The sequence below is a fragment of the Bacillus infantis genome, assembly GCF_020171945.1.
In the GTDB taxonomy this organism is placed as follows: Bacteria; Bacillota; Bacilli; order Bacillales; family Cytobacillaceae; genus Bacillus_AB; species Bacillus_AB infantis_A.
The window spans coordinates 39570-64142 of record NZ_JAIVAP010000016.1 but is presented as its reverse complement, the minus strand read 5'-3'; the positions used below and the strand labels follow the sequence as shown (position 1 = coordinate 64142).

The 24573-nt window shown below is 43.7% G+C and carries 33 protein-coding genes and 1 other annotated feature; of the genes, 6 read left to right on the top strand and 27 right to left on the bottom strand.

Features of this window, described 5'->3' with window-relative positions; all coding sequences use genetic code 11:
- Window positions 1-104: 104 nt before the first annotated feature.
- Window positions 105-305 (top strand): cold-shock protein, encoded by a 201-nt coding sequence (locus tag LCM00_RS18750; RefSeq protein ID WP_009791915.1) that lies wholly within the window; start codon window positions 105-107, stop codon window positions 303-305.
- 190 nt (window positions 306-495) lie between these two features.
- Here the strand turns inward: LCM00_RS18750 and LCM00_RS18745 are convergent, their stop codons facing one another.
- The 10 genes from LCM00_RS18745 to LCM00_RS18700 all read right to left on the bottom strand — a co-directional run bounded on the left by LCM00_RS18745 (window position 496) and on the right by LCM00_RS18700 (window position 6741).
- Window positions 496-765 carry a hypothetical protein gene (locus LCM00_RS18745; protein WP_224904935.1) on the bottom strand — a complete coding sequence of 90 codons (270 nt, stop codon included), beginning with the start codon at window positions 763-765 and terminating at the stop codon, window positions 496-498.
- Window positions 766-863: 98 nt separating this feature from the next.
- Entirely contained in the window at window positions 864-1247 is a 384-nt protein-coding gene (locus tag LCM00_RS18740; RefSeq protein WP_224904933.1) for a hypothetical protein, read from the bottom strand.
- 276 nt (window positions 1248-1523) lie between these two features.
- Entirely contained in the window at window positions 1524-1670 is a 147-nt protein-coding gene (locus tag LCM00_RS18735) for a hypothetical protein (protein ID WP_224904932.1), read from the bottom strand.
- Window positions 1671-1733: 63 nt separating this feature from the next.
- Complete coding sequence (locus tag LCM00_RS18730) at window positions 1734-2093, bottom strand: NIPSNAP family protein (RefSeq protein WP_224904930.1); 360 nt, start codon at window positions 2091-2093, stop codon at window positions 1734-1736.
- Window positions 2090-2560, bottom strand: coding sequence for an NUDIX hydrolase (locus tag LCM00_RS18725; RefSeq protein WP_224904928.1), 471 nt, complete (start codon window positions 2558-2560; stop codon window positions 2090-2092). The genes LCM00_RS18730 and LCM00_RS18725 overlap by 4 nt, the downstream gene beginning before the upstream one ends.
- Window positions 2561-2598: 38 nt before the next feature.
- Complete coding sequence (locus tag LCM00_RS18720; RefSeq protein WP_224904926.1) at window positions 2599-3141, bottom strand: hypothetical protein; 543 nt, start codon at window positions 3139-3141, stop codon at window positions 2599-2601.
- Between the two features lie 33 nt (window positions 3142-3174).
- Entirely contained in the window at window positions 3175-3603 is a 429-nt protein-coding gene (locus LCM00_RS18715) for a hypothetical protein (RefSeq protein WP_224905006.1), read from the bottom strand.
- A 27-nt stretch (window positions 3604-3630) separates the two neighbouring features.
- The gene (locus LCM00_RS18710) at window positions 3631-4059 is read right to left on the bottom strand and encodes an NUDIX hydrolase (protein WP_224904924.1); all 429 of its coding nucleotides are present in this window, start codon (window positions 4057-4059) and stop codon (window positions 3631-3633) included.
- A gap of 398 nt (window positions 4060-4457) precedes the next feature.
- Window positions 4458-6068: an FMN-binding glutamate synthase family protein gene (locus LCM00_RS18705; protein WP_224904922.1), complete on the bottom strand. Its 1611-nt coding sequence runs from the start codon at window positions 6066-6068 to the stop codon at window positions 4458-4460.
- A gap of 37 nt (window positions 6069-6105) precedes the next feature.
- Entirely contained in the window at window positions 6106-6741 is a 636-nt protein-coding gene (locus LCM00_RS18700) for an NAD(P)H-binding protein (protein ID WP_224904920.1), read from the bottom strand.
- Between the two features lie 373 nt (window positions 6742-7114).
- Between LCM00_RS18700 and LCM00_RS18695 the strand changes: the two genes are divergently transcribed.
- From LCM00_RS18695 to LCM00_RS18685, 3 genes are read left to right on the top strand one after another with little or no spacing between them, the layout of a single operon-like run.
- The gene (locus LCM00_RS18695; protein ID WP_224904918.1) at window positions 7115-7663 is read left to right on the top strand and encodes a DICT sensory domain-containing protein; all 549 of its coding nucleotides are present in this window, start codon (window positions 7115-7117) and stop codon (window positions 7661-7663) included.
- A 55-nt stretch (window positions 7664-7718) separates the two neighbouring features.
- On the top strand, window positions 7719-8315 hold the full coding sequence (locus LCM00_RS18690) for an ECF transporter S component (RefSeq protein WP_224904916.1): 597 nt from the start codon (window positions 7719-7721) through the stop codon (window positions 8313-8315).
- 32 nt (window positions 8316-8347) lie between these two features.
- Window positions 8348-9532, top strand: coding sequence for a methyl-accepting chemotaxis protein (locus LCM00_RS18685; protein ID WP_224904913.1), 1185 nt, complete (start codon window positions 8348-8350; stop codon window positions 9530-9532).
- A gap of 140 nt (window positions 9533-9672) precedes the next feature.
- Here LCM00_RS18685 and LCM00_RS18680 read toward each other — a convergent pair whose 3' ends face one another.
- Window positions 9673-10002: a nuclear transport factor 2 family protein gene (locus LCM00_RS18680; RefSeq protein ID WP_224904911.1), complete on the bottom strand. Its 330-nt coding sequence runs from the start codon at window positions 10000-10002 to the stop codon at window positions 9673-9675.
- A gap of 120 nt (window positions 10003-10122) precedes the next feature.
- On the opposite strand from LCM00_RS18680, the gene LCM00_RS18675 reads away from it, so the two are divergent.
- Window positions 10123-10590, top strand: a complete 468-nt coding sequence (locus tag LCM00_RS18675) for a hypothetical protein (RefSeq protein ID WP_224904909.1) — start codon at window positions 10123-10125, stop codon at window positions 10588-10590.
- Window positions 10591-10720: 130 nt separating this feature from the next.
- On the opposite strand, the gene LCM00_RS18670 is transcribed toward LCM00_RS18675, so the two are convergent.
- The 7 genes from LCM00_RS18670 to LCM00_RS18640 form a co-directional block, all read right to left on the bottom strand.
- Complete coding sequence (locus tag LCM00_RS18670) at window positions 10721-11101, bottom strand: hypothetical protein (protein WP_224904907.1); 381 nt, start codon at window positions 11099-11101, stop codon at window positions 10721-10723.
- 232 nt (window positions 11102-11333) lie between these two features.
- Window positions 11334-11819: a GNAT family N-acetyltransferase gene (locus tag LCM00_RS18665; RefSeq protein WP_224904905.1), complete on the bottom strand. Its 486-nt coding sequence runs from the start codon at window positions 11817-11819 to the stop codon at window positions 11334-11336.
- Window positions 11820-11863: 44 nt separating this feature from the next.
- Window positions 11864-12040 carry a hypothetical protein gene (locus LCM00_RS18660; RefSeq protein WP_224904903.1) on the bottom strand — a complete coding sequence of 59 codons (177 nt, stop codon included), beginning with the start codon at window positions 12038-12040 and terminating at the stop codon, window positions 11864-11866.
- A 94-nt stretch (window positions 12041-12134) separates the two neighbouring features.
- Complete coding sequence (locus LCM00_RS18655) at window positions 12135-12668, bottom strand: dihydrofolate reductase family protein (protein ID WP_224904901.1); 534 nt, start codon at window positions 12666-12668, stop codon at window positions 12135-12137.
- 252 nt (window positions 12669-12920) lie between these two features.
- Window positions 12921-13379 carry an 8-oxo-dGTP diphosphatase gene (locus LCM00_RS18650; protein ID WP_224904899.1) on the bottom strand — a complete coding sequence of 153 codons (459 nt, stop codon included), beginning with the start codon at window positions 13377-13379 and terminating at the stop codon, window positions 12921-12923.
- A 401-nt stretch (window positions 13380-13780) separates the two neighbouring features.
- Window positions 13781-14239 (bottom strand): DinB family protein, encoded by a 459-nt coding sequence (locus LCM00_RS18645; protein ID WP_224904897.1) that lies wholly within the window; start codon window positions 14237-14239, stop codon window positions 13781-13783.
- Between the two features lie 139 nt (window positions 14240-14378).
- Entirely contained in the window at window positions 14379-15149 is a 771-nt protein-coding gene (locus LCM00_RS18640; protein ID WP_224904895.1) for a TerC family protein, read from the bottom strand.
- 303 nt (window positions 15150-15452) lie between these two features.
- Between LCM00_RS18640 and LCM00_RS18635 the strand changes: the two genes are divergently transcribed.
- Window positions 15453-16214 (top strand): metal-binding protein ZinT, encoded by a 762-nt coding sequence (locus LCM00_RS18635; RefSeq protein WP_224904893.1) that lies wholly within the window; start codon window positions 15453-15455, stop codon window positions 16212-16214.
- A gap of 109 nt (window positions 16215-16323) precedes the next feature.
- Here the strand turns inward: LCM00_RS18635 and LCM00_RS18630 are convergent, their stop codons facing one another.
- The 9 genes from LCM00_RS18630 to LCM00_RS24765 all read right to left on the bottom strand — a co-directional run bounded on the left by LCM00_RS18630 (window position 16324) and on the right by LCM00_RS24765 (window position 24494).
- Window positions 16324-16626: a hypothetical protein gene (locus LCM00_RS18630; protein ID WP_224904891.1), complete on the bottom strand. Its 303-nt coding sequence runs from the start codon at window positions 16624-16626 to the stop codon at window positions 16324-16326.
- A gap of 101 nt (window positions 16627-16727) precedes the next feature.
- Complete coding sequence (locus LCM00_RS18625; RefSeq protein ID WP_224904890.1) at window positions 16728-16928, bottom strand: hypothetical protein; 201 nt, start codon at window positions 16926-16928, stop codon at window positions 16728-16730.
- Between the two features lie 123 nt (window positions 16929-17051).
- Window positions 17052-17252: a hypothetical protein gene (locus LCM00_RS18620; RefSeq protein ID WP_224904889.1), complete on the bottom strand. Its 201-nt coding sequence runs from the start codon at window positions 17250-17252 to the stop codon at window positions 17052-17054.
- A 6-nt stretch (window positions 17253-17258) separates the two neighbouring features.
- Window positions 17259-17654, bottom strand: a complete 396-nt coding sequence (locus tag LCM00_RS18615; RefSeq protein ID WP_224904887.1) for a VOC family protein — start codon at window positions 17652-17654, stop codon at window positions 17259-17261.
- Between the two features lie 113 nt (window positions 17655-17767).
- Window positions 17768-18640: a YitT family protein gene (locus tag LCM00_RS18610; protein WP_224904885.1), complete on the bottom strand. Its 873-nt coding sequence runs from the start codon at window positions 18638-18640 to the stop codon at window positions 17768-17770.
- A 302-nt stretch (window positions 18641-18942) separates the two neighbouring features.
- A complete protein-coding gene (locus LCM00_RS18605) occupies window positions 18943-19923 on the bottom strand; it encodes a Gfo/Idh/MocA family protein (RefSeq protein WP_224904883.1) in 981 nt (326 codons plus the stop codon).
- A 273-nt stretch (window positions 19924-20196) separates the two neighbouring features.
- Window positions 20197-21093, bottom strand: a complete 897-nt coding sequence (locus LCM00_RS18600) for a DMT family transporter (protein WP_224904881.1) — start codon at window positions 21091-21093, stop codon at window positions 20197-20199.
- A 165-nt stretch (window positions 21094-21258) separates the two neighbouring features.
- Entirely contained in the window at window positions 21259-22650 is a 1392-nt protein-coding gene (gene asnS, locus LCM00_RS18595; protein ID WP_224904879.1) for an asparagine--tRNA ligase, read from the bottom strand.
- 52 nt (window positions 22651-22702) lie between these two features.
- Window positions 22703-22931: a binding site (T-box leader), on the bottom strand.
- Between the two features lie 183 nt (window positions 22932-23114).
- Window positions 23115-24494, bottom strand: coding sequence for a DUF4832 domain-containing protein (locus LCM00_RS24765; RefSeq protein WP_224904877.1), 1380 nt, complete (start codon window positions 24492-24494; stop codon window positions 23115-23117).
- Window positions 24495-24573 lie beyond the last annotated feature (79 nt).

Genomic DNA, 24573 nt, shown 5'->3' with positions numbered 1-24573 from the left:
AATTATTTTTGTTCGGTATAAGTTAATTAATGACTTTTCGTCTATATAAATACTTTGAGCAGGGATAGTAATACATTGTGCGGCAGCACTAGGAGGCAACAAAAATGGAACAAGGTACAGTTAAATGGTTTAATGCAGAAAAAGGTTTTGGCTTCATCGAACGCGAAGGTGGAGACGATGTATTCGTACACTTCTCAGCTATTCAAAGCGAAGGATTCAAATCTTTAGACGAAGGTCAAAAAGTAACTTTTGACGTTGAGCAAGGTGCTCGCGGACCTCAAGCAGCTAACGTTCAAAAAGCTTAATCTTCGGATAATACAGACAGGCCCTATATATGTAGGGCCTGTTTTTTTCTGTATATGAAAATTATTCAGTGTTCGAGCAGGGAGAATTATGCTTCTGAAAACGTAAACGGAAGGCCATCCAACTCTTAATCTTTGCTATACCTATTGATCGGCATCAACAAAATACATCATTTTCCCATCCTGTAATCTTTTAAAAATTTTTAAAAACAGAAAAGAAAACCAGCACATACCCTATATTTGCTGCTATGGCCAGCAAGGATTTTATGATTGGTTCTTTTAACACTAATGCCCCAATTCCTAAAAGAACCCCTGTAAACGACAGAAAACCCGGCAATACCAGATTGCTTAAAGTTAATAGCATTGTAAAGAATCCGCCTAAGCTCCCTATAAGGAAAAACAGTATATTTGAAATTAGATTGATGGCGACGCATAAAAATGACAGCCTGGTTAATTCAGCCATACTTCACCTGCTTTCTGCACTTTCGCAGTCAGAACAGTCAAAAAAAGCCTGGTTGGCAATATCCTAAATGGACTTCAGTGTACATCATAACTCATCCATTATCCCTCAACAATGGCAAGGTACTTCAAAACCTTCCCCTCGGACTCTACAAGTAAGATATCTCTTCTTTCCTTTGCAGAGAAAATTTTGACTCCGACAGGCAGCTTATTCGACATTCCATTTTCAAAATCTGTATCTTTCTCATTTCTGGATTGTATTTCACCAATTTGATCGTCCTTTTTTAAAGACAATTCATTAACCCAATCTATATTCGTTTGATAGATAACACCCTCATACTGAAAAATATCAGCATCAGGATTCAGCCTTAAGACCTCTTTGGCATCAATGCTGTCAATGGAAACCGCGGCGCTTTCTCCTCCGTTAGTGCACCCCGCAGATGTGAAAAGCGTTAAACCAATTAAGAGGATTAGGTTCCGGAACAACTGCCTTCTCCCTCCTTTTCAATCATTTTTATTGATAAATAAATCAAGATGCCTGATGGTATTAACGCAACTCCTAGAACATAGGGGATCCAGCCTGCAATGTCAGTAAGCACTGATGCCAGTTTTCCCGGCGGAATGCTCCACCGCTTACCCCACTGGTTAGAAAAAACGATTAATTACACCTCAAGCACCATCAGATTTTCTCTCGAAATACGTCCATATTAAATAAATCAGAACTGACAATCCTATAATGATAAAGCCCGAATTGGAGATAAATTAAAAATCCCATTCTTTTACTATCTTCTTATCTTCTCCATAATAGTTCAGCAAAACATAATTTGAGTCCTCATAGTCCAGGAAAAAGTATGATAGGATGCCGCCAAGCAGGATTCCGCCGGTCAATGACAAAAAGAATTTTTTCAATGGGCCTGCCTCCTTATTGTTCACCTTTTCTCCTCGCAACTGATACTTGATCTTTTTTCACTGCTATAATGAAAGAATCGTGCTGCTTTCAGGTACCGTAGTCTCCAAAAAGTCCTCATCCACCTTAAAAAATATCCTGCCCAGATTCTCCCTGCCGCCCATTTTCTCAAACCAATCCTGCACACGCTGGACGTGCTCTTTATCATTTCTCACATTGTTTTCAATATTTTCATATGCTTCATGGCTGTCATATTGCCATATCGCAAAGATTTCGACAGCCCCTTCTGCCGGCTGTCCCATCCATCTTCCGACCAGCCTTGACCCGTATTTCAGCTGGGCCGGCAGCAGCGTCTGATTAAAATGAAGATTGAAATCATCTACAATGCTTTCATCCACTTTATAGCTTTTTCTTCGGTAAATCATTTGCTTTCCCCCTTGCTTAGGCTATGTACTTTCTTCAACGCTTCCTTCACTGCCCACCTCTGGTGCTCATGAAACAGACCTGCTTCAGCATCCAAGGAATCCAGCCATATTAAGGTATGGTCCTCTTCCAGCGGCGGGCTTATTTGCTTGGCGATTTCACATAAGTAGAAATATCCTTCACTCAAATAGTATTTATATTCATTGGTAGAGTAAAAATACCTTCTGGCGTGCCCCAGAAAAGGACCAAGTTCAATCTCGGCCCCCATTTCTTCAAGAGCCTCTCTTTTCATACATTCTTCATGTGTCTCCCTGGTCTCAATTCCTCCGCCGGGAAGAAAATACTTTCCATTACCCGTCTGTATGACAGCCACTTTCCCATTCTCCGGGTGAAAAAACAGTCCGTAGACAGCCGGCCTGCTCGTATATTCAATTCGCTCAATTTTTTCTCCAAAAGTAATCATCTTCATTGATTAGATCCTCCATTCTGGGACAAAGGGACAGGCTTCTAAGATAACTTGTTCTTAAAAACCACTTCACCTTCTGCATTGTAAGCAATATATTCAGCATCATAGATTTCATCGCTATCTGTTCTGAATAGTCCAAACTTTTCATCCGCAGCTTTAGTAAGAAGCTTGAAGCTGTGAAGGGTTTGCTTTCCCTTTACTATCTCAACACGGTCTATCTCTTTATCAAATACCCGAAGAATCACAGCGTTGAATTCTTCTTCACCTGTAAATGGCGAATTGAAGAAGGCAAGGTGGATCGGGTCATGTATTCCTTCCGGTGTAAAGGCAAACTCTTTTTTGGCCTCCCAAGAAAATAACGACCTCTCTAAATACAATTCCCTTTCCTCACCTGCTGCAGTGTGCAGGAAAGCAACGGATAGATGGTTATCAATCATTTCGATATGGTCTATACTGACTCCGTTTGTTTTTTTCGCTATCTCATCAGCAATTTTTGCCTCGCTCCCCCGTGCAGGCAGAAGCCAAATGAAGGAGAAAACCGCCGCAATGGCCATTCCAATGAAAAACCGTTTTTTTACAGACATTAACCCGAACCTCTCTTTTACAAGTTTAAAAGTTTACTGCTTTTCTCTGTGCAACTCAAAAGTCTCCTCGGCATCATCCCATTTTACATAAACTTTGATAATATCATCCTCGTTCACTGTGCCGGTATTCTCTGAAGATACGCCGCTTTTAAAAACCTTCTCCGTCGGCGGTGCATCAAATTTTGTTGCGCCGCTTCCGCTCCCTGCTGAAGCTTCATAAGAGTACTCAAGGTTTTTCAGGGATGAAAGCTCTTCTAGAGGACCTTTATACTCCAGAAAAAACTCATCACTATTTTCGTTAGAGTATGTGCGCCTTCCATTTTTTTCGCCCCACTCCTCTGTACCTTTAAAAACGTATTCCGCTTCCCAATGGTCGCTTTCCCCGACAAATCGATAGTCATAAGTGTTCACTTCTTTCGAACAGGCAGCTAAGAACATCAAGGCAAAAAATAAAAAGAGCATCTTTTTCAACCTTACTCCCCCTATCTATTACATCAGCGCTAATAGTTCCTCAGGGACGAGCCTTAATCCCTTATCCCGAAACTCATTGAGGGGCTTCCACATTAACTTGAACTCTTCCCCATTATCCTCAAGACCCATAAAAGATGGTTTTTGATAGAAGGATGCGTCAACAAACTCCCCATCATAGACAAAAACGAACTCATGGCGGGGAATCCCATTGTAGGTAAAGATATTTTCAAGGGTGCCTAAATGAATGAGATTCCTAACGTTTGCCCCAATTTCCTCGAACACTTCTCTTTCCAGCGCTTCAGTGCTTTTTTCGCCAAACTCAATCCCTCCGCCAATCGGACGATAGAAATAGTCCCGCTTAACTTTGTCGAACCCCTCAGCCACAAGTATCGAGTCATCTTTTCTGAACACACAGATCGCAATGGCCCGAATATTATTTCTTATCATCCTGTCCCTCCAGCTTCGCCTTTCTTTTCCATATATAAAAGACAGCAAATAAATTAATGGCCACTCCAGTCATATGCATGATAGTATTGCCGGTGCTGCCAAAACTGTCTACGGTTATACTTATTAAAAAACTCCCGATTATTAATAATGGAACAGCCAAAAAAAATCTCAATTCAAATTCCCCCGAAGCATCAGGACGATGTATGCCGCTGCTCTCTTCAAAAGTATCCCTTCCCACTGCCAAAATTTCCAAATTATTCATCTTTATTATAGACGAAACTAAGGCTGTAATGTTTCATTTTCCCCACTCTAATTCTGCTGCAGGAAAGAAAGCACAAAGAGAGCCAGGGGGACAGACCCCTTGGCTCAAACGAGCCAGAGGGTCTGTCCCCCCGGCTCTATTCTTGTTCCTTCTCCTGTATCTCGTCTACCTTTTTCGGTGTCAGGATCATATCCTGGACAGCCGATACTCTTCCCCATTCGTCTTTATAGACAATATGCTTCCGTTCGAATTTAGTCGGGGTGTCGAGGCCTGCAGCTGCGGCCAGATTGAACAGCCCTTCACGGAGGGAAACCACATAATTGGCGACCCTGTATTGTTTTTCCTCAATGACCAGCCCGTCCTGGAGCTTTGGATCGGTTGTGGCGACACCTGCAGGACAGTGGTTCGTATGGCATTTCTCCGCCATGATGCAGCCGACGCTGATCATGAATCCGCGCGCTATATTGACAAGATCTGCCCCCATGGCAAGAGCAATCGCGATTTTATCCGGGGTGATCAGTTTGCCTGATGCGATCAGCTTCACCCTGTCGCGGACTTTATATTTAACCAGCATTTCGTCAACAGCCGGCAGTGCAGACCCAATAGGCAGACCCACTGCATCAGCAAGCTCCTGATAGGTGGCTCCTGTCCCGCCTTCACCGCCATCAACCGTGATGAAATCAGGGCCCATCCCTGTTTCCTTCATCACCTGGGCCATTTCCTCAAGAGAATCCAAATCACCGACCACAATCTTTATGCCAACCGGCTTGCCGCCTTTATCCCGCATCTTTTCTACGAACTGGAACAGCTCATCATAATTGTTAAATTCATAGAATCGATTGGGGCTGTTGATTGTCTGCCAGGGCTCTACAAGGCGGATTGCCGCAATTTCTTCGTTAACCTTTTCCCCTTCGATATGGCCGCCGCGGATTTTTGCACCCTGAGCAAGCTTGATTTCAAATGCTTTCACCTGCTCGATCTTGCTCTTTTTCTCAAATTCATCCCAAGAAAATTCCCCGCCCGGCGTCCGGACGCCGAACAGGCCCGGACCGATCTGCATCATGATGTCCGGGTTTCCGATTAAATGATATTTTGATAGACCGCCTTCCCCGGTATTCATCCATGTTCCGCCGGCAAGGCCCAGCCCTTTCGACAAAGCCGTGATCGCCCGGTCGCCGAGCGCTCCATAGCTCATCGCAGACTGCCCGACAAGCCCTTTCAGCTTGAACGGCTGCCGGCATGTATGCTCGCCGAGGATGACTGCATCTTCGTCTGTTAGAAAATAGGGATCTGTCTGGCTTTCCTCCCGATGCTCTTTCCTTGTCATAAGGCCTTCTTCATCCACTTTATAGACCTTAGTATTAATTTTCTGGCTATTATCGATCCGCAATTCTTCCCGCTGCTTCGGAAACATGCTGTTGCGGATATAATAGCCGCTCTTTGAAAAATCTCGCTCCGAACCAAAGCCAATCAGACGCTCTTTATACTTGCCCGCCTTGACGATATCCTCGAACTCTTTCCGGGAAAAAGGCGTTCCTTCATTATTGCTTTCGAATAAGTATTGCCTGAGCTCGGGACCGATCTTCTCTGTCATATACCTGACCCTGCCAAGGAGAGGGAAATTCCTCAGGATGGAATGCTGCTGCTGCGTGTCATCCTTCCGGTAGAAATAAGTCGCAGCTGCTGCAGCCCCTAATGCCGCAGTCCCCTTCAGAACGGCTGGGAGGTATTTTTTCATATTGGACATCTTATCACCCTTTTCATAAGAATAGTTTAGTATGGAGTCAGTTCCTTATCTTCTGCAGCGCCTCGCGGATCGGCGTTTCTCCTGCAGACACTTCAATAGTCCTGTTATAAGCCTCCTCCATTTCCAGGGCCTCGACCAGTACAGTCGCAATATCCTCTTTCGGAATTTCACTTTCCTTACTTTTAAGAGAAAGTGCTGCTTCAATCTTCCCTTTCCCCGGCTTGTCTACAGGCTTGCCTGTCCGTATTATGGTATAAGTTAAATGTGCGTTTCTTAGAAGCTCTTCCGGCTGATTTTTCGCCCCGTCTGTTCCTGAACCGCCTTTGTCCGTCTCATTCGCACGCATCGCACTTATCAGCAGAAAGCGCTTTACTCCCTGATCCTTTGCCGCCTGCACCGAATCAATGACCGACTGATGGTCAATCAGGATCGGCTTGCTTTCCCCTGTCCGCGCACTGGCATCGCCCACATAAATGACCGCATCACAAGCTGAAAAGGCCTGGGCATAATGATCATTTTCAAGCACAAAAACATCCGCTGCCCCCAGCCTTCCCATTTCATCCACCTTACTCTTTGTCCCAACCAATGCCACCGCCTCATGCTGCTTATCCGACAGCTGCTTAATCACATGCTCTCCGGTCAAATCCTCCGTTCCAATCACAAGGACTCTCATAGAATGCCTCCCCGCTTTAGTTAATCTTTATTATTTACCACACTACTTCCAGGGAAAACCAAAAAGGCGCCTTTGGTATGCCAAGGGGACAGACCCCATGGCCCAGCTTCAAAAAGAGCCAAGGGACCTGTCCCCCTGGCTCAGAACATTCAAATTTCAGTTTTTTTCATTTTTGTGTTTGAATTAGTTTTAAACGTGGTAAAGGAGGGAGGGAGTTTAGTAAGGTAAAGATTTAGCGAAAGAAATAATACATACTTTTCATACATACCCCAGCATAGTCCACGCTGAAGCGGACTACTTTTTTTGCCTTATTACTAGTTCTTTTTTCGTGGTTCAATTGAACTGATTACACATTTTCAGGAGGAGATTTTTTATGGAGTTAAAAAAGTTATCTTTGTTTAGAGAATGCTTTGGCCAGGTTGAGGGAGAGACCCAAAAGCTCGACAATGCACCTTTGAGCCAGTTGAATGCGCAGTCTTTAAAGTATGAGACTAAAGTGCCCCAGCTGGAGTATATGTGCTTAATGATGGAGAACATCGTCCTTACAAAGAAGCTTAAAGGAAATGTTTATGCAGGCTTTCAAAAGTTCTCGCGCACAAAGAACGTGCTGGATCGTTTCCAGGCTATGGCCGAGTACTCTAACGTTCATATTTTTGGTGAGAATGATGCGGCTATGGATCCATCAGATGGCATTCATTATATTGAACTTCCAAAAAACAGCGAATTGATGCGCGAGTGGTTCCTCATTATTGACAGCCCGGTATTCAAATCTATGATGGTTGCTTATGACATGGAAGGGTTTGGCGTACACGAGGTGGAAGAAGGGCGAAAGTTTAAAGGGGTTAAGACTTCAAATCCGCAAATCATCGCAAATGCAACGAAACTATTAACACCTCATCTTGGACTTTCAGTCATCGGTTAAGCCGCAAGGGTAGCCTTAGTGCTGCCCTTTTATCATGAATAAAGGAGTTTTACATATGTCACGTATTCAAAGAATGGCGTCGATTGGCATTTTAACAGCACTCAGCCTGATTTTATACTTATTCAAGGTCCCGCTTCCTTTTTTCCCTGTTTTCTTAACGCTTGATGTCAGTGATGTTCCCGCTTTAATCGGTGCTATTACAATGGGTCCGGCTGCAGGGATCCTCGTTCAATTCTTGAAGAATGTCATTGAATACTTAACACATGGAAGCTATGTTGGCCTGCCAATCAACCAGATTGCCAATTTCAGCTCTGGTGCCATCATTGTAGGAATGATAGGGGCATTTTACCATTACCAGAAAAAATTGAACTGGTTAAGCTTTGCCCTTTCTATCAGTGTTTTCCTCATGAGCATGTACCTGCTGAACTATTACTTTATCCTGCCGGCTATTATGAACCTGCTTGGATTGAGTATGGATCAGTATCTGACATCTTTTACAGATGCCAACCCGCTTGTGAAGGATTTTGAAACAGCGGTGCTGCTCATTATTATTCCATTTAATCTTATTAAAATTTTTGTGGTGTATTCAATCGGACTGCCATTTGCCTTTAGAGTCCAGCGAATTTTACAAAGAAGGAGCCTTGCAGTATGAAAGCATTCCTCCTGGAGAAAAGAATTTTTTGGATGATAGTTTCAATCCTCCTGGTTTCTTTGCTGATTTCCTTATTCAGCCACTATGTGAATTCATTTCTTCTATCTCTTGCCGGAAACACGGTCATTACAGCTGCCGCCGTCCTTGGCTGCCTCTCGGCAATGAAACAAAAGAATACGGAGAACGTGGAATTGTCTGTAGCAGACACAGCAGACCACACCCCGATTCAGGATTCCCTGGAAGAGCTGCGGCACCTTGAAGCACATAGTGAACACCTTGTTTCTATGGCTGGTCAGGTAAGCAGTTCTTCTGAAATGACAGGCGGCCAGCTCATGGACATGGTACAGGATATTCAAAAACAGCATGATCTGATTACGTACTTTGGAGATCAATTAGGCAAAATCAATGGAATGATCCAAAATTTAGATGCCATTATTGAAGTCACCAACTCCACAACAGCCGACGTCACATTATTATCAAATGAGGGGAAACTGAAAGTCGACGATTTCAGTGTTGTTTTTTCTAAAATCATAGCAATCACTAATGAGTTCGGGGACTATAATCAGCAGCTGCTTGAAAAGATGAAGGAGGTTACGAAAGCACTGAGCAGCATTGAATACATATCCAACCAGACCAACCTCCTCTCCTTGAATGCTTCCATTGAAGCTGCGCGTGCCGGTGCCAATGGTGCTGGCTTCGGGGTTGTTGCCGGTGAAATACGCAAGCTATCCGTTCAGGTAAAACAAAGTGCTGAAACGATCGACACCATCGTTACTGATGTAAATAGAAACATAGAAGAACAAGAAAAATCGTATAGTTCGAATGTGAAAATATTGGAAGAAGGAAAAGAAAAGAGCTTACAAATGATGGACATCTTCGATGGAGTTATTTCGAGCATCAATACACTTGCACTGCAATCGAATGAAATCAAACGCGACTCAACTGAGGTTGAAGTGGAAAATCAGCGTCTCATCGACCTGATGCAGCAAGTACTGCAGATTACAGAAAGTTTGAGCCATAAAACAATGGGTTCATCTGAACTGACCATGGAGCAGCAGACCCATCTGATGGAGCTTGATATGACTGTAACGACAATGGCGGAACATATTCGGAACATCCAGGATCACTTGAAGGAACAATCAGAACATAAAGGTGATATAGCATGGATCCGGCCTGCAGCAATGAAACAAAGACAAGAGATGAGGCTTGCTGAGTAAGGGCTGGAATGGTGAGGCAGAGTTTGGCCCTCAGGCAAAACTGTATTACTCCTGTCCCTGTAGCTCTCACTAGATAAAACAAAAGGCGCCTTTCCCTTGTCGGGCTGGGCACCTTTTTATTTGCTGCAGGACAGATTCTGTTAAAACACCCCATTCTCATTGGGAGAATCCTCCGGTACTGCCTGTCCAATATCCCACAGCTCGGCGATCATGCCTTTATGAAAACGAAAAATATGTACAACAGCCCCGCCAATATCATCCCGGTCTTGCTTAACATGGGAGTGGACAGCAACAATGTCATTCTCTTCAATACTCCGTTTTACCTCAAGAGTTTTATCGGGATTTTGGGCAGCGCTCTCTTCCATTGCGATCATAAGCGATTCAGCATCACCGCGGAAATAAGGATTATGATGGCGGAAACCAGGACCAATATGCCAGGGGGACAGACCCCTTGGCTCAAAGTGAGCCATGGTACCTGTCCCCCTGGCTCTACAATAGCAGCAGCAACCGTATATTCAAAAAATTTTAGGTAAAGATAAAAATGTTCCTATGTGGAATATACTATTTTTCTTACCAAGGGGTGGGTTCGGATGAGACGAGATTGGAAAATGGTTTTGTTACTCGTTCTGCCTTGGTTAACTGTAGTGAAACTTGGAAAAAAGACCTTCCTTCGTTTCCTGCCAACCATTATTTTTAGTGACTTGATTATTGCCCTTATTAGTGAATTATCTAAAAAATTAAAATGGTGGAAGGTTAGAAAACCATTAATCCCAAACTTAGCAACAGATATCTCTTTCGTTTTTGGCGCTTTTTCTATAATTAATTTCTGGATCTTTAAGCTGACATTCGGAAGGTTTTGGCTGTACTTATTAAGTAACATCTTTGCTGACTACTTATTTGCCTATCCCCTGACGACAATAGCAGCAAAGCTGCGCATTTATAAAATGGTACGAATGAGTCGGAAACAGCTCTTCCTATTAAGCGTTGCAGTATCAGTCCTTAACTATTTATATCAATTTATGTTGGTTGAACCATATAGAAATAAAAAGAGTACTTAACGATAACGTATGCCATGGAGACAGGCCTTGTGACTACCAAGGGTGGCTACCAAGGGGACAGACCCCGTGGCTCAGTCTCAAAAGTGAGCCACGGTACCTGTCCCCGTGGCTCATAACCTGGACAAAACATTCAACCTTCAAGCATTTTTAAATATGGTATTTCCTTCCTATCTACTTTTGCAATATATGCTGGAGTGTCAGTTTCATAAATCTTAGTTCCAACAGGTAATTTATTTGCAGTACCGTTTTTAAAACTGCGGGCCCTATCTGTTTGTTTAGTTATTTCTCCGATTTGTTCACCTAATTGATATTCCAAATCAGAAACCCATTCAACATCTTCGGCATTAGAATAAACAATCTCATCAAGAAGAAATATATCAGCACTTTCATTTTCAAGAAAGTCTTTTGGAGTCGGGTTACCTTTAGCTGGATTGTCAATAAAACCGCTATTGCATCCAACTAAGAAAATAAACAAAATACCTATAGAAAACAAGATTTTTGTCAATTTCATTTGATACCCCCTTGTGTAAATAAACAGACGAAGTAACTTCAAAATAGTTACAATTCAATCAATGCCTTGTTAAACATTTTGGCCCCGTTTGTTATATAAGAAAAGCTGCCTCGTTTGGCAGCAGATCTAAAAATTTCTTTACCGATTATTAACTCGATGCTTTTATTGTGTGCCACGGGGACAGGTCCCGTGGCTCTAGTTTGGCAGCTGCAGCATAATCCCCCGTTAGCAATTAAACTATTTTGACCATTCGTACTTGTTTTAAGATATGTCCATCAAATTCTTTTTCATATTCTTTAACTATTTCAAACCCTTTAGCTTTATAAAAGTACATGCCAATCTTATTATCTTTTTCAACGTTTATATAAATTTCTTTTATACCTACTAGTTCATTAACTGCTTGTTGTATCAAAGCGGTGCCAATCCCTCTGCCCTGGAATTCTGGATAAAGATAGATAGCCGCCAATTCTACCTTTCCACCATTCCTTACTGTAGAAAAATTTGCGAAACCGACAACTTTCCCATCAACCTCTGCAACATATACAATAGAACGTTCTATACGTTGTTTCAAACTTTCTTCACTATAATTTAATTTGATGAAATTATTCTGAACTTCTAAGGGGATTATGCCCCCATATGTGGCATTCCAAGTTGTTTTCGCAATACCTTGAACTTGTTTTGTATCTCCGTAATGCATATTACGAATGGTAATATTCATCTTAAGCTCCCCCTTTAACATGCCACAGGGACAAGTCCCGTGGCTCATTCTTTCTTTTTTATTACTATCAGTTTTGACATCACAAAATGACCAACTGCAATAGTTAGTAACAGGTCTCTATACGGCTCATTTGTACCTCCTATGAGTGATGCAACAGCAAAGAAAAACATAAATGATATAGTAAGTAACCCGAAAATATAATACCCAATCGTCACTTCCATTGTTTTTCCCTCCTTCTATATTCACCCAAGCCAAGGGGACAGGTCCCGTGGCCCAACTTAAAAAGGAGCCACGGGACCTGTCCCCTTGGTTCATTCATTTTTTAACCGTGTAATGTACTTCAACAAATTGATTAAAGGTTCGGGTCCTTTTTAGAATTAATTCCAGCTGATAATTTCCGGGTTTAAATAATGGTATTCCATCTCCGATTATGGAAGGAGCCGTCGTCAGAATCAGTTCATCGAGTAATTTTTCTTTAAAAAACGTATGTAATAAGTCTCCGCCGCCAACTACCCAAATATTTTTTCCTTCTTCTTTTTTAAGGCTATTAGTGAAATTTACAATATCTTCATTTACAAACTTAACATCAGCTGTATCTTCTAATTGAGATCTGGAAAAGACGTAACAATTTTTATTTTTATATGGAAATTGACCTTTTTCGTAATTCATTATCCAGTCATATGTTCTTTTGCCCATTATGATTGTGTCAACCTCTTCATAAAATTCCGAGTAGCCATTATCACCTTCACCCTCAACTTTAAATAACCAATCTAATGAGTCTTCTTTTGTTGCAATGTAACCATCCAAGCTTTGAGCAATAAAGAGTACTACGTTCCGCGGATTCTTCATTATGCACCATCCTAACTACGGGGAAATTTGCCCCATTATTTTAACAACAAGACACTTGACCTAAACAGCAACTTTTATAGAATAATGATTCAATAAAAAAGGCGGTTTTCCTTCCTGGATCAACCCGCCTGTCACATTAAATTTTTTTTCTGCTTTTTGTTCTTTTTATTGACTTGCCACAGGGACAGACCCCCTGGCCCAGTTTTAAAAAGAGCCAAGGGACCTGTCCCATGGCTCTTCATGTTCTCTTAATCATAATTGCCCCGGCCCATTCCTCTCCTCATCCCACACACTCTGGATCTCAAATGTCCCCGGCTCAAAAAACAAACCAAATCTCATCTTGATATCATCCTGCATCGGCAAATTTTTCGCATCCTGTATGCTGACCCAATGCAGTTCTCCTTCCGACGGATTTTCCAGCAGTTCTCCCGAAAAATCCTTCGTCCAATAATTCATCATGATATACCGTTCATTTTTCGCAGGATTCACAAACTCCGAAATCCCTTTAAACACAAGATTACTCACTTCAAGACCGGTTTCTTCCCTGACTTCCCGTATTGCTCCATCAGTAAAGCTCTCAGGAAATTCTACTCTGCCCCCCGGCGGAAGAAAGCCCTTGAAGTGGTCATGCTGCCTGTCCAACAGCAGCACCTTATCTCCATCCTGGATCATGACAACCGTCCAGATTTTATATGATATTTGATCCTCCAAAATATCTCCTCATTTCGTGCCACGGGGTCAGGTCCCGTGGCCCAGCCTCAAAATGAGCCAAGGGACCTGTCCCCCTGGTTCATTTTCTGCGGATTAACATGTACAAAAGGATTCCCGCAGCTAGAAATAGACCTGTGCCTATGAGGACTTTCGCGTAAGACACTCCAGCTGCAGCAGTATCATAGCTGGTTTTCCTCTCCTCAAGAACAGACCACCAATTATTCTCTGCGGAAAAATAGATGGCGATGAACAGCCATGTGAGAAAGGTGAAAAGAGTAAGTAGAAATACGATAATTTTTGTACTCAAGATATCCCCCAAATAGATTCTTATGGCATTTGGAGCCAGGGGGACAGACCCCATGGCCCATTCCCAAAAGAGCCAAGGGACCTGTCCCCTTGGCTCAAAGCCACTTCCGAATATCCATAATAGCCTGCAGGTGCATGCCTTCATGAAAAATCGTCCGAATCAGCACCTGTTCAATTGTCCGCATTCCCAGCTCTGTTGGCGGATATTCTACTTCAAGGCGGTGGCCATAGGCTTCCTTCAGGGCGGATGGCTGCTGTCTCAGCAGGTCTTTAAGTTCATTAAATGTTGGCGTTTCTTCAGTAAAATCAGCTGGTGTTGAGCCATAGCCAAACCAGGTGCGGAATAATTCCGGCATTTGGATTTTCTCCTTCGTCACCGCTTCAATCCATAAATATTGATCCAGATAAATATGCCCCATATTCCATCTAATGTTATTGCGGAATTTATCGGGAACAATCTCTGCCTGACCGGCGGTTACTCCTTCTAACACAAGCAGAATATCCTCCCTATAAGCTTGCAGCTGGGTGAAAAGATTTTCTTGGCGGTCATTCATCGTTTGAACTCCTTCTTATAATGACTTCCACCATAAGTTCCACAAAACAGTTCGCCATTCCTTCTTGAAAAAAGAGCCAGGGGGACAGACCCCATGGTCCAGCCGTAAAAAGAGCCAGGGGACCTGTCCCCTTGGCTCTTTATAGTGATTCAGTTTCCGATTTTTTCTGCGGTGCAAACCAGCCAATGAGGGCGATTGCTATGAGCACGCCGTAGAAGACCAGTGTCCAGCCTGTGCTATGCGGAAAATGGTGGTCTAGGACGCCAATATCCTCATGCGCAAGGGTGATGACAGCGAGCTTGACTCCGACCCATGCTACAATGGCATAGGCGGTTGTTTCAAGTGCAGGGCGTTTCGCAAGCAGCTGAACAAACCAGGTTGCAGCAAACTTGATCAGAATTAACCCGGCAATTCCTCCGAGGACTACGACAATGAATTGTCCGCCGTCCATGCCGCCGAAATCATCGAGTGGTGAATCCGGCAGACCCAGAGCAAGTGCGACTGCAGCAAGGATCGAGTCAATTGCAAATGCCAAATCGGCTAATGCAATTTTCCCTACCGTCGGCCAAAATCCCTTTCCGCGGGACTCTTCTTTCAGATCCTCGCGGTTATGTTCGTTGTCTTTCCCAAACTTCGCTTTAATCACATGCTTCAATCCCAGGTAAAGCAGGTAAGCCGCCCCGATTGCCTGTATCTGCCATACGTTGGCAATGAATGAAATGGCAAAAAGCGCGATAAAACGAAAGGCAAATGCCATAATGATTCCGTAGTTGATAGCTCTTTTCTTCTCTTCCTCAGGCAGATGCTTCGCGATGACAGCCAGCACAAGCGCATTGTCCGCAGAAAGCAGGCCCTCCAATCCAATTAATATCAATAATGCCCATGCATATTCAAGCCATATGCCCTCCATAAAAACACTCCTCTCAACAACAATACATTTCCTGTAGATTTCCCTGATAAGACTGGTTATAACCATTTAAATAAGCATTAATGATTTTCTTTGATAAATAATCCCCTCAAAGTATGCAATAATTCCATTTTATAACACATAATGTTGTCTTTTGAATTATTTTTTAAAAAGTAATTTCTCGAGTTAAATCATAATAATTACGTTTTACATTGACACACTTTTTCGCTCATAGTATATTCAGTATTGTATAAATAGTAATTATTACGATTTATACAATACATAGTGATCGGAGCGATTATATTCATGAACAAAAAGCTTACCAGTTCTATTTTTTCCATCTTCTTATTAGGGATCATCCTTGCAGGCTGCCAGGAAAAGAGCGATGCACCCGCTAAAGAGGCAGCACCCGAGGAATCCGCTGAAAATGCCGAAGAAAGCCATAATCATGAACAGGACCATGAAGACGACGAAGATCATGGGCACGACCACGAACATGACCACAGCCACGGCTCGGAAGAAGAAAAACAAATCTATTCAGGGATATTTGAAGATGACCAAGTCGAAGACCGTTCCTTATCTGACTGGGAAGGCGACTGGCAGTCTGTTTATCCTTATCTGTTAGACGGAACGCTGGATGAGGTTTTTGAACACAAAGCTGAAACAAAAAAGGATAAATCCGCTGAGGAGTACAAAGCTTATTATAAAACCGGTTATGAGACAGACGTTGAACGAATTGTTATCAAGAATAACGAGATGACATTTTACAGAAATGGTGAAGCAAAAACGGGAGAATATGAATATCACGGCTACGAAATCCTGAACTATGAAGCTGGAAACCGCGGCGTCCGTTTTCTATTTGATCTGATAGGAGAAGAAACAGACGGGCTGCCAAAGCATGTCCAATTCAGCGATCACAGCATCTACCCGACAAAAGCCCATCATTACCACATTTATTTCGGGGATGAAGAACATGCAGAACTTCTGAAAGAGCTGGAGCACTGGCCAACCTATTATTTCTCTGACTTAAGCGGTGATGAAATAGTGCATGAGATGACTGCTCATTAATAATTTTGAGCTGAGAGATAAATATTACCTTTTTGCAGGTGATATTTGTCTCTCAGCTTTTTTCAATAAGCGGTCAGCTAGGCGTGACCCGCTGTTTCACTTCCTACCTTTAATTCCCATCTCCGTCAAACACCCCTCTCATCTCCTCCGGCACAATCATCACATTCTGTATTTCATACCGATCATCAGGCGTTAAATGAAGCAGCACCATTTCGTCGTTTTCAAATTTTAACAGCTCATAGGTATTGAAGCTTGTACTTGCACCCATCCGAACCTTAATTTGCTGCAGCAGCTTATCAGAGATTTCAGCTTTTCTCCCCTCGGCCATGAGGGTTCTGGCCTGCTGATCATTTTCTGTCCTAACCGCTTCCTTGAACATCAGACCAACTTCACCAGCATCTGGTTTGCTCAATCTTTATAAACAATCAACCCTAATCCTATGTTCAGAAAAATAGATGCAGCAATAAGTATATTCTTGACTCGCACCGCTTCACTCCTTACTTAGCCGCATGATTAGTAACCAAACTGGTTCAATATAAATTTCAGCACCGGCAGCAGGATCAGAATCAAAACGCTTTGATAAAAAGAAGTCAAAATATCTTTTTTCCACGTATTCCTTTCAGGGTAGCGATTGGCCAAGCGCTGAAACAGAAGCAGCACAGTCCACCAGAAAAATAAGGCGGCCAGCACCATTTGTATATCACTATAAAACATCCCTGCCTCCCCCTTTGCCGGCAAATTCTTTAATTACTAATACGGTTATAAAGGAAAAAAGTTCCTTTTATAAGGTCCAAACAAAAAGCATTTCCCCATCAAAAGGAAATGCCCATTGTTTCTTTATTCTTTTTTCCGTTCTTTTCCGGAAAAGCCCCAATCCAGGAAGGCATATACGGCAATATATACGGCAGCCTGAATACAATTAGAAAGGAGATGAACTTCCTTTTCTGTTAGATAGTCATACAAACTAAACCAGGCTGCCAGTGTGACAAACAATACGATATAAAAATTCTTCCTTGATTTTCGCAGAAATTTCAGCACTTGCCGCTATTTCGCACCTTCATCCGGCTGGTGGATGCCAAAGATATTGCCTTCTGTATCCACATAATATCCCTGCCACGCCATCCCCGGCAGAGCATATTTCGGCAATGCGACCTTTCCGCCATATTCCAGGATTTTTGCTTCCGTACTGTCATAATCTTTCACACCCAAAGTACAGGAATAGCCGTTTACCGGCTGACCGGGTTCGGGAGGCGGGCTTTGGCGTTTGATCAATGCTCCATTGATTCCAGGTTCATTGTCATCACCCGTTATTGCCCCGAAGTAAGGCATTCCTGCATACTCGCTCCAGTCCTGAAACGACCAGCCAAACACATCCCCATAAAACTTTTTCGCACGCTCCATATCATCCACATGAATTTCGAAATGTACTAATCTTCCCATGATTCCCTCCCGATTTCCAATTATTTTCCTCATACTAACTTCGAGTTATCTTTAGGAATCCCTTCTACAAAAAATGCCTGCCCCAAAGTTTTTTGGAACAGGCATCTTTTCAATTAGTGGATATCCTTTTTTCTGAAATTCCCGCCCTTTACTTCCGAGACATCATAAACGGTAACAAAGCAATCGGGGTCAATTTCATTGATGATTTCTTTCAGCTTGGTTTCTTCCATGCGGTTGATGACACAGGTGATTTCCCTAAATTTTTCATGGGAGAATCCTCCGTAGACTTCTTTATAAGTGGCACTGCGGCCTAAGCGGTCGCGTATAGTCTCTACCATCAATGCAGGCTGGGTGGTGATAATCTGAAAAGTTTTGGAACCGCTCAACCCTACCTCAACGATATGAATAACCTTGGAAGCGATAAAGTAAGCAATCGCTGACAGGATGGCTCCCTGCAGGCCAAACACGGTTGAAACGAAGATAAATACAAAGATGTTCAAGAAGAGAATGATATCGCTCGTCCCAAACGGCAATTTCCGGGACAGCAGCACGGCAAGCATATCGATGCCATCTAATGCACCGCCGTTACGAAGTGCCAGCCCCATGCCAAAACCGAGGATGATTCCCCCAACGACAGTGACAAGCAAGGTGTCTCCTTCTATGATTGCGGGTGTATGGTGCATCATGCTTGTCCCTATAGCCAGAGAGGCAATTCCAATGATGGAAAGGATGGCAAAGGTTTTTCCGATCTGCTTATACCCCAGCCAAATAAACGGGATATTCAGGACCGCGATCAAAATTCCTAAAGGAAAATGAGTTAATTGCGCCCCAACGATACTGAGGCCCGTTACGCCTCCATCTGATACATCATTCGGGATCAGAACGGTTTCAAGGCCGTATGCAGCGATGAATCCCCCAAGGATGACAAGCAGCCCCCTCATGGATAATTTTAATTTGCTGGATTTGTGTTTTCTGATTTTACTCATTATGTTTCCTGCCTTTACACTTTTTTCATTATTAAAGTGTACCATACTATAGCCTTTTCCCTGAATTTATTCATACTTTTAAAAGGGAACGCCCCTCTGCCATGACTTGTTCCTGATCCTTATATCCGGTTTAATCGAAGAAAGGAAATTGCTTGATCCTGTTCAAGGCAGATTCCTTCCCAGAAGATAAAAACCTTGTTGACATGATAGAGTGAGAACAATGAATTATGTCTCAGAGAAAAACCATAAAAAAACCGGCATCATTGTTCAAAAAACAGTGATGTCGGTTTTTTCCACAAAAACTAAAAATCTTCGGTTATACTTACTGAGCTGACGGTCCTGGCTGATTCCACAGCAGCTGCGGCAATTTTCTGGGTCCGGCAGGCATCAAAATAGTCCGATTTAATACCTGAAGCGTCCCCTGTCCTGATCGCATGGATAAAAGCGCGTGCTTCTGATATATACGGGCTGGTCTGATCCTTCCATTCTGTTACGATTCCATTCTCGCTTTTTGTCAGCCCTTCCTGATCAAGCTGGAGAATCCCCTTGCTGTGGAAAAAATCGATGCCTATCTTAGAATCTCCCTCAGGCAGCATGCATGTGTTTGAAATGACCGCCAATGGTCCACTCTTCATTTTCAGGGTCACCGTACCAACATCGGGAATTGTAACACCTTTATGCATACTCTCTAATGCCCGGCTTCCAAAAACTGCAGACACTTCTTCAACCTCTCCAGCCGTATATCTGAGAAAATCAATGATATGAGTGGTCTGCTCAACCAGCTGCCCTCCTGATTGGGCAAGGTTTCTCCACCACGGGACAGGCGGCATTGAACCCATCCATTGGCCGGTTATCATCCCAAGGACCGCACCCTCCAGCTCTGCTTTCAATCTTGCCGCTGTTTCGCGGTAGCGGAAATGATAGCCGACAGAAGTGATGACTGGCTTTTCCTTGAGGGCGGATAATATGATTTCAGGAGCTTCCATGCTTGTCCCGACAGGTTTTTCAACGAAGAAAGGAATCCCCCGTTTGATCAGCTGAAGCTCAATTTCTCCATGGGCAAATGGAGGAACGCATAGATAAACGGCATCCAGACGCTCCCCGTCCAGCATCTCCTCCACATCCTCATACCCTCTCATCCCGGCAAACTTTCCTGCAAAGCCCATCGCTTTTGGAAGGCTCGTCCCACATACTGCCGCCATGTTTACCTCTTCCATTTTCATCAATATCTTTGCATGCACTTCACTGAACCAGCCTGTTCCGATTATGCCTACATTGGTCATTTTGTTCCCTCCCCATCTATCTGCTTGTCCTGTTAAATCCGCAAATAAGGCCGCCCATTGTCCCGGCAGTATTGAATGGCCTGGACTTTCATGAGACTTCCGGCAGGCGAAAAGATCCCAGGCAGCCTTCCTGGTCAGTATACCTCCTCTTCCCTCACCGGCTTCCTATATTATCTGGCTGTCTATTAAAATAACCTTGATACGGCAGCTGTCTGATTACCTCTTTATTCTATTCTCATCTTCATATTACCTGCTTTCGCACCCATTCCAGCTTTACTGCCCCATAATAATAATCACTGTTCCCAAAAAAACAGCACAGGCTGTTATAATCAGCCGCCAATTCAATCTCTCTTCGGAGGCCAATAGCATCCTGGCCAGAATAATCGTTATGATCGGCTCAATTGCCGCTATGGTACTGACATACGATACATGTGTATAAAGAAGGGCCACAAAAAAAGAGACTTGGGCGAGGCCTGTCACAATGCCGGCAGCCATAAAGTGCAGATTGATGTTTTTAAAATTCCGCGCCAATGTCAGCTTCAGCTGCTTCCGGCCCATTTCCATCAGCACAAAAACAAAAAGTGCAAATGCGGAACCAATCAATGAACCTAAGACTGCGTCCGTATCGTACATGATGCCTAATTTTCTCAACCCCTGCCCAATGCCAAAGCAGATGGCTGCAGCGAGCGCCAGCATGAATCCCGATTTATCCTTTTGTTTCGGGTGATCGCTTGCTGAACGAAAGTCAAATCGTGCCTGCAGAAAGAGGAAAGTAAGGATTACCAGGATGCCAGTCCCAGCCAGAAGGGTAATCTGTTCTTCCAAAAATAGGACAGCCATGATAATGGTGAATACCGGAGCAGCGTTTTTCAGTGCTGCCGCCCTGGGGGAGCCTATTTTTCGAATACCTGCAAACAACAGAGTCCTTCCTAGGAATACCGTACAAAATCCTGCCAGCATATAAAAAGAGGCACCGATCCAGCTAACTGGCGCCATCTCTTTTTCCCCGAAAAGGAACATCGATCCGTATATCCCCATCACGGTCAGCACGCAGATGAACAGAGACAGGAAACTGCCATTATCCTGCGGTGATTTCTTCATACCGAGCTGGATGAATATATAGTTGAAAGAATAAGCTATGGCACAGAAAACGGCTAATATCATCCCCATGCTGTCACTTCCCCCGTCCTGCATTTAGGCTCTCAATGCTTTCAGTGTATTTCGGTTCTCAAAAATGGTTCCAGTCTCCGCTCCCGGGCTTGCTGAAATCCAATAGAAAAAGCCTGTCCGCTAATGGCATAGCAGACAGGCTTTTTAAAGTCATTACGCTGTTAATTAAAATTCAGCATTCCCTGGAGTACGCGGGAATGGAATAACATCACGGATGTTCTTCATGCCTGTTAGATACATGATCAGGCGCTCAAAGCCGATTCCGTAGCCGGAGTGCTTCGTTTCACCATATTTACGGAGCTCAAGGTACCACCAGTAGTCCTTCAGGTCCATCCCCATTTCAGTGATTCTTTCTTTAAGGAGCTCTTCTCTCTCCTCACGCTGGCTTCCGCCGATCAGCTCGCCGATTTCAGGGACAAGAAGGTCTGCAGCGGCAACTGTTTTTCCATCATCATTCGCTCTCATATAGAAAGCCTTGATGTCTTTAGGATAGTCTGTGACAAAGACAGGACGCTTGTAAATGACTTCACTCAAATAGCGCTCATGCTCTGTCTGCAGGTCTGCTCCCCATTCAGGCTGATATTCGAACTTCTCGCCTGATTGCTTCAGCTGCTCGACTGCATCAGTATAAGTGACGCGTGCATATTCAGTATTCAACGCTGTGTTCAGCCTTTCGATAAGAGTCTTATCGATGAAGCTGTTGAAGAAGGTGATCTCTTCAGGAGCTTCGTTCAGCACATACTGAATGACATGCTTGATCATATCTTCTGCCAGATCAAGGATATCAGGCAGCTCTGCGAATGCGACTTCTGGCTCAACCATCCAGAATTCAGCTGCATGGCGTGTTGTATTGGAGTTTTCTGCACGGAAAGTCGGCCCGAACGTATACACCTTCTGGAAAGCAAGGGCAAGGGCTTCTGCAGATAATTGCCCGCTGACTGTCAGATTGGCTTCCCCATTGAAGAAGTCCTTGCTGAAATCGACGTTGCCTTCATCCGTTTTAGGGACATTGTTCATGTCCATGGTTGTAACACGGAACATTTCGCCGGCACCCTCTGTATCACTTCCTGTGATGACAGGAGTTTGAGCATAAATGAAGCCTTTTTCCTGGAAGAAGTTATGGATGGCATAAGATGCCAAAGATCTGATCCGGAAAACAGCTGAATACGTATTAGTGCGAGGGCGCAGATGCGCAATCGTCCTCAGATATTCAAAAGAGTGCTTCTTCTTTTGAAGCGGATAGTCAGAGTTTGATTTACCCTCAATGGTGATCTGCTCGGCTTTCATTTCGAATGGCTGCTTCATGTCAGGCGTCAGAACGATAGAACCTTCTATAGAAACAGTTGAGCTGATTGCCGCTTTTGTGATCTCTTTAAAGTTCGGCAGCTCATCTCCGTAAACCACCTGGACATTTTTAAGGAAAGTGCCGTCATTGACTTCAAGGAAGCCGAAAGTCTTTGAATCGCGGGAAGTACGGACCCAGCCGGTAATACGCACTTTAGCATTCAAATGGGCTTCAGGATCTCTGTACAGCTCTTTAACAGTTGCTTTAATCATGATTGATCCTCCTAAAATAATAATGATCATAAAAAAAAGCCTACGTCCCCCTAAAAGGGACGAAAGGCTTTGCTTCCGCGGTACCACCCACATTGCCGCAATATGCGGCCAGCTTATCAATTCCGGCAGATAACGTCCCGGACACGTCTAAGCCTACTCAGTGAGCCTTTTCGGTTAGAACTCAGAGGTGTTCTTCACTCATGCATCCTCATCAGGCTCACACCGTCCCTGACTCGCTTTAGATTACAGCACCAGCTACTTGTCCTCTTCATCGATTTCAATTGTTTAGTTCAACACCATATATATTAATCGAAGAGCGGGATAGTTTCAACTGGGATATTGGCTGTATAGCAGATTAATCTCTTCATTATGCATTATTGCCGAGAGTTTGAGGGGATAAACAGGTGGGCCAGGGGGTCAGGTCCCTTGGCTCTGTTTGGGCCAGGGGGTCTGTCCCCTTGGCTCTATTTGATATTAATTTTTCCAATAGTATACCTAAGGTCCTCCCTTCCCCCTTCCATTTCTAATTGTATGGCCGGCAGCATTCCATCAGGATTGAGGATCGCTATATTAATTTCATATATTCCTTTCTCCAGGGCTCGCGGAATGGTGATTGCTTCCTTTACTGAATGCGTGCCTGGCAGCCATTCCCGGATATCTGCGTTTGCCTTCTCTTTATGGACAATTTCCCCTTCACTGTCTGAAAGGGATATTTCCAGCGGCCAATCAAAATAAAAGGGAGCCACACCGCTATTAACCCACTTCATCTCTAATGATAATTTTGCACCTGCCTTAGCGGTCTTATGATGCGTTGCTTCTGCTATACGAAAATGGTAGCCGATTTTACTTAAAAACCGATCAAGCTGAGTTTGGTACTCGCCATCTGGAGGATAATTTGCCGGCGAACTGGGGCCCAGCCAGCTGACATGGGTTATTTTCAGCTGTTCCATAGTCGAGTCAATTTTACTCCGGGAAAAATAATCTCCCCAATTTTGGGTTGGGGCAAATTCTCCGCCAATGGGAGCTGATCTCCACGATTCAGGCATAGGGGGATTTTTCTCATCCGTCAGCCAAAATTCATAACCGTTGGTGACCCAGCTATGGAATTCCTCAATGGTATGGTCCACTCTCCCGAACATATCATTATATAATCCCATATTATGATCTGCCGCAATCTGATGCGGTCGCCTTAGCAGCAAAACTTTGTCTGTAAAACCATCAATATAATGCTGGACATACATTTCAGCAACCGGCAGCTTTGGAAAAGGAATATAAATGCCATCCTGCTGCAGCGTGTGCCACTCTCCCCAATGGCCGATACTTCCCAATTCAATGAATTGGACAAAAGGATCGCCATTATATTTGTCTGCCAGTGCCTCTATTAATTTTTGGTGATATTGGATCAGTTTTGGATTGCTGTAATTTGGGCTGAATCCGCTTCCCCACTCATGATCATACCAGGATCCATCCTGGCCGAGTTCATCATACAGCCATTCAGGTATATCCATATGGTCTGGTTCCCCTGGATAATCCAGGACCACCCGGAATATCAAATGCTTATTATTCTTCTTCCAATAATCAAATTTAAATTTTTCTTCTATCGCCTGGAAATCATAAACTCCTTTCCGTGGTTCAAGGTCCTTCCAGGTGAGATTTGCATACACAAGCGAATGCGGCTGGGCGTAGGGCCCTCCTTCTGCTGGAGGGGCAAGGCCCATAAGCGGATTAGTGGCGGTTCCCTCTAATGGTTTAAATTTCACAATCTCTTTATTGTTAAAAAAAGCAATCCATGATGCAAACAGCAGCAATGCAGCAATCAGTGCGATACCCATACTTTTTTTCACTCCTGTTCTCCCTTCTTCCTCCTGCAGTAAGAACCTTAAGAAGGTTGTCCAGAACTATAATAAGGCCGGAAAAACGGCA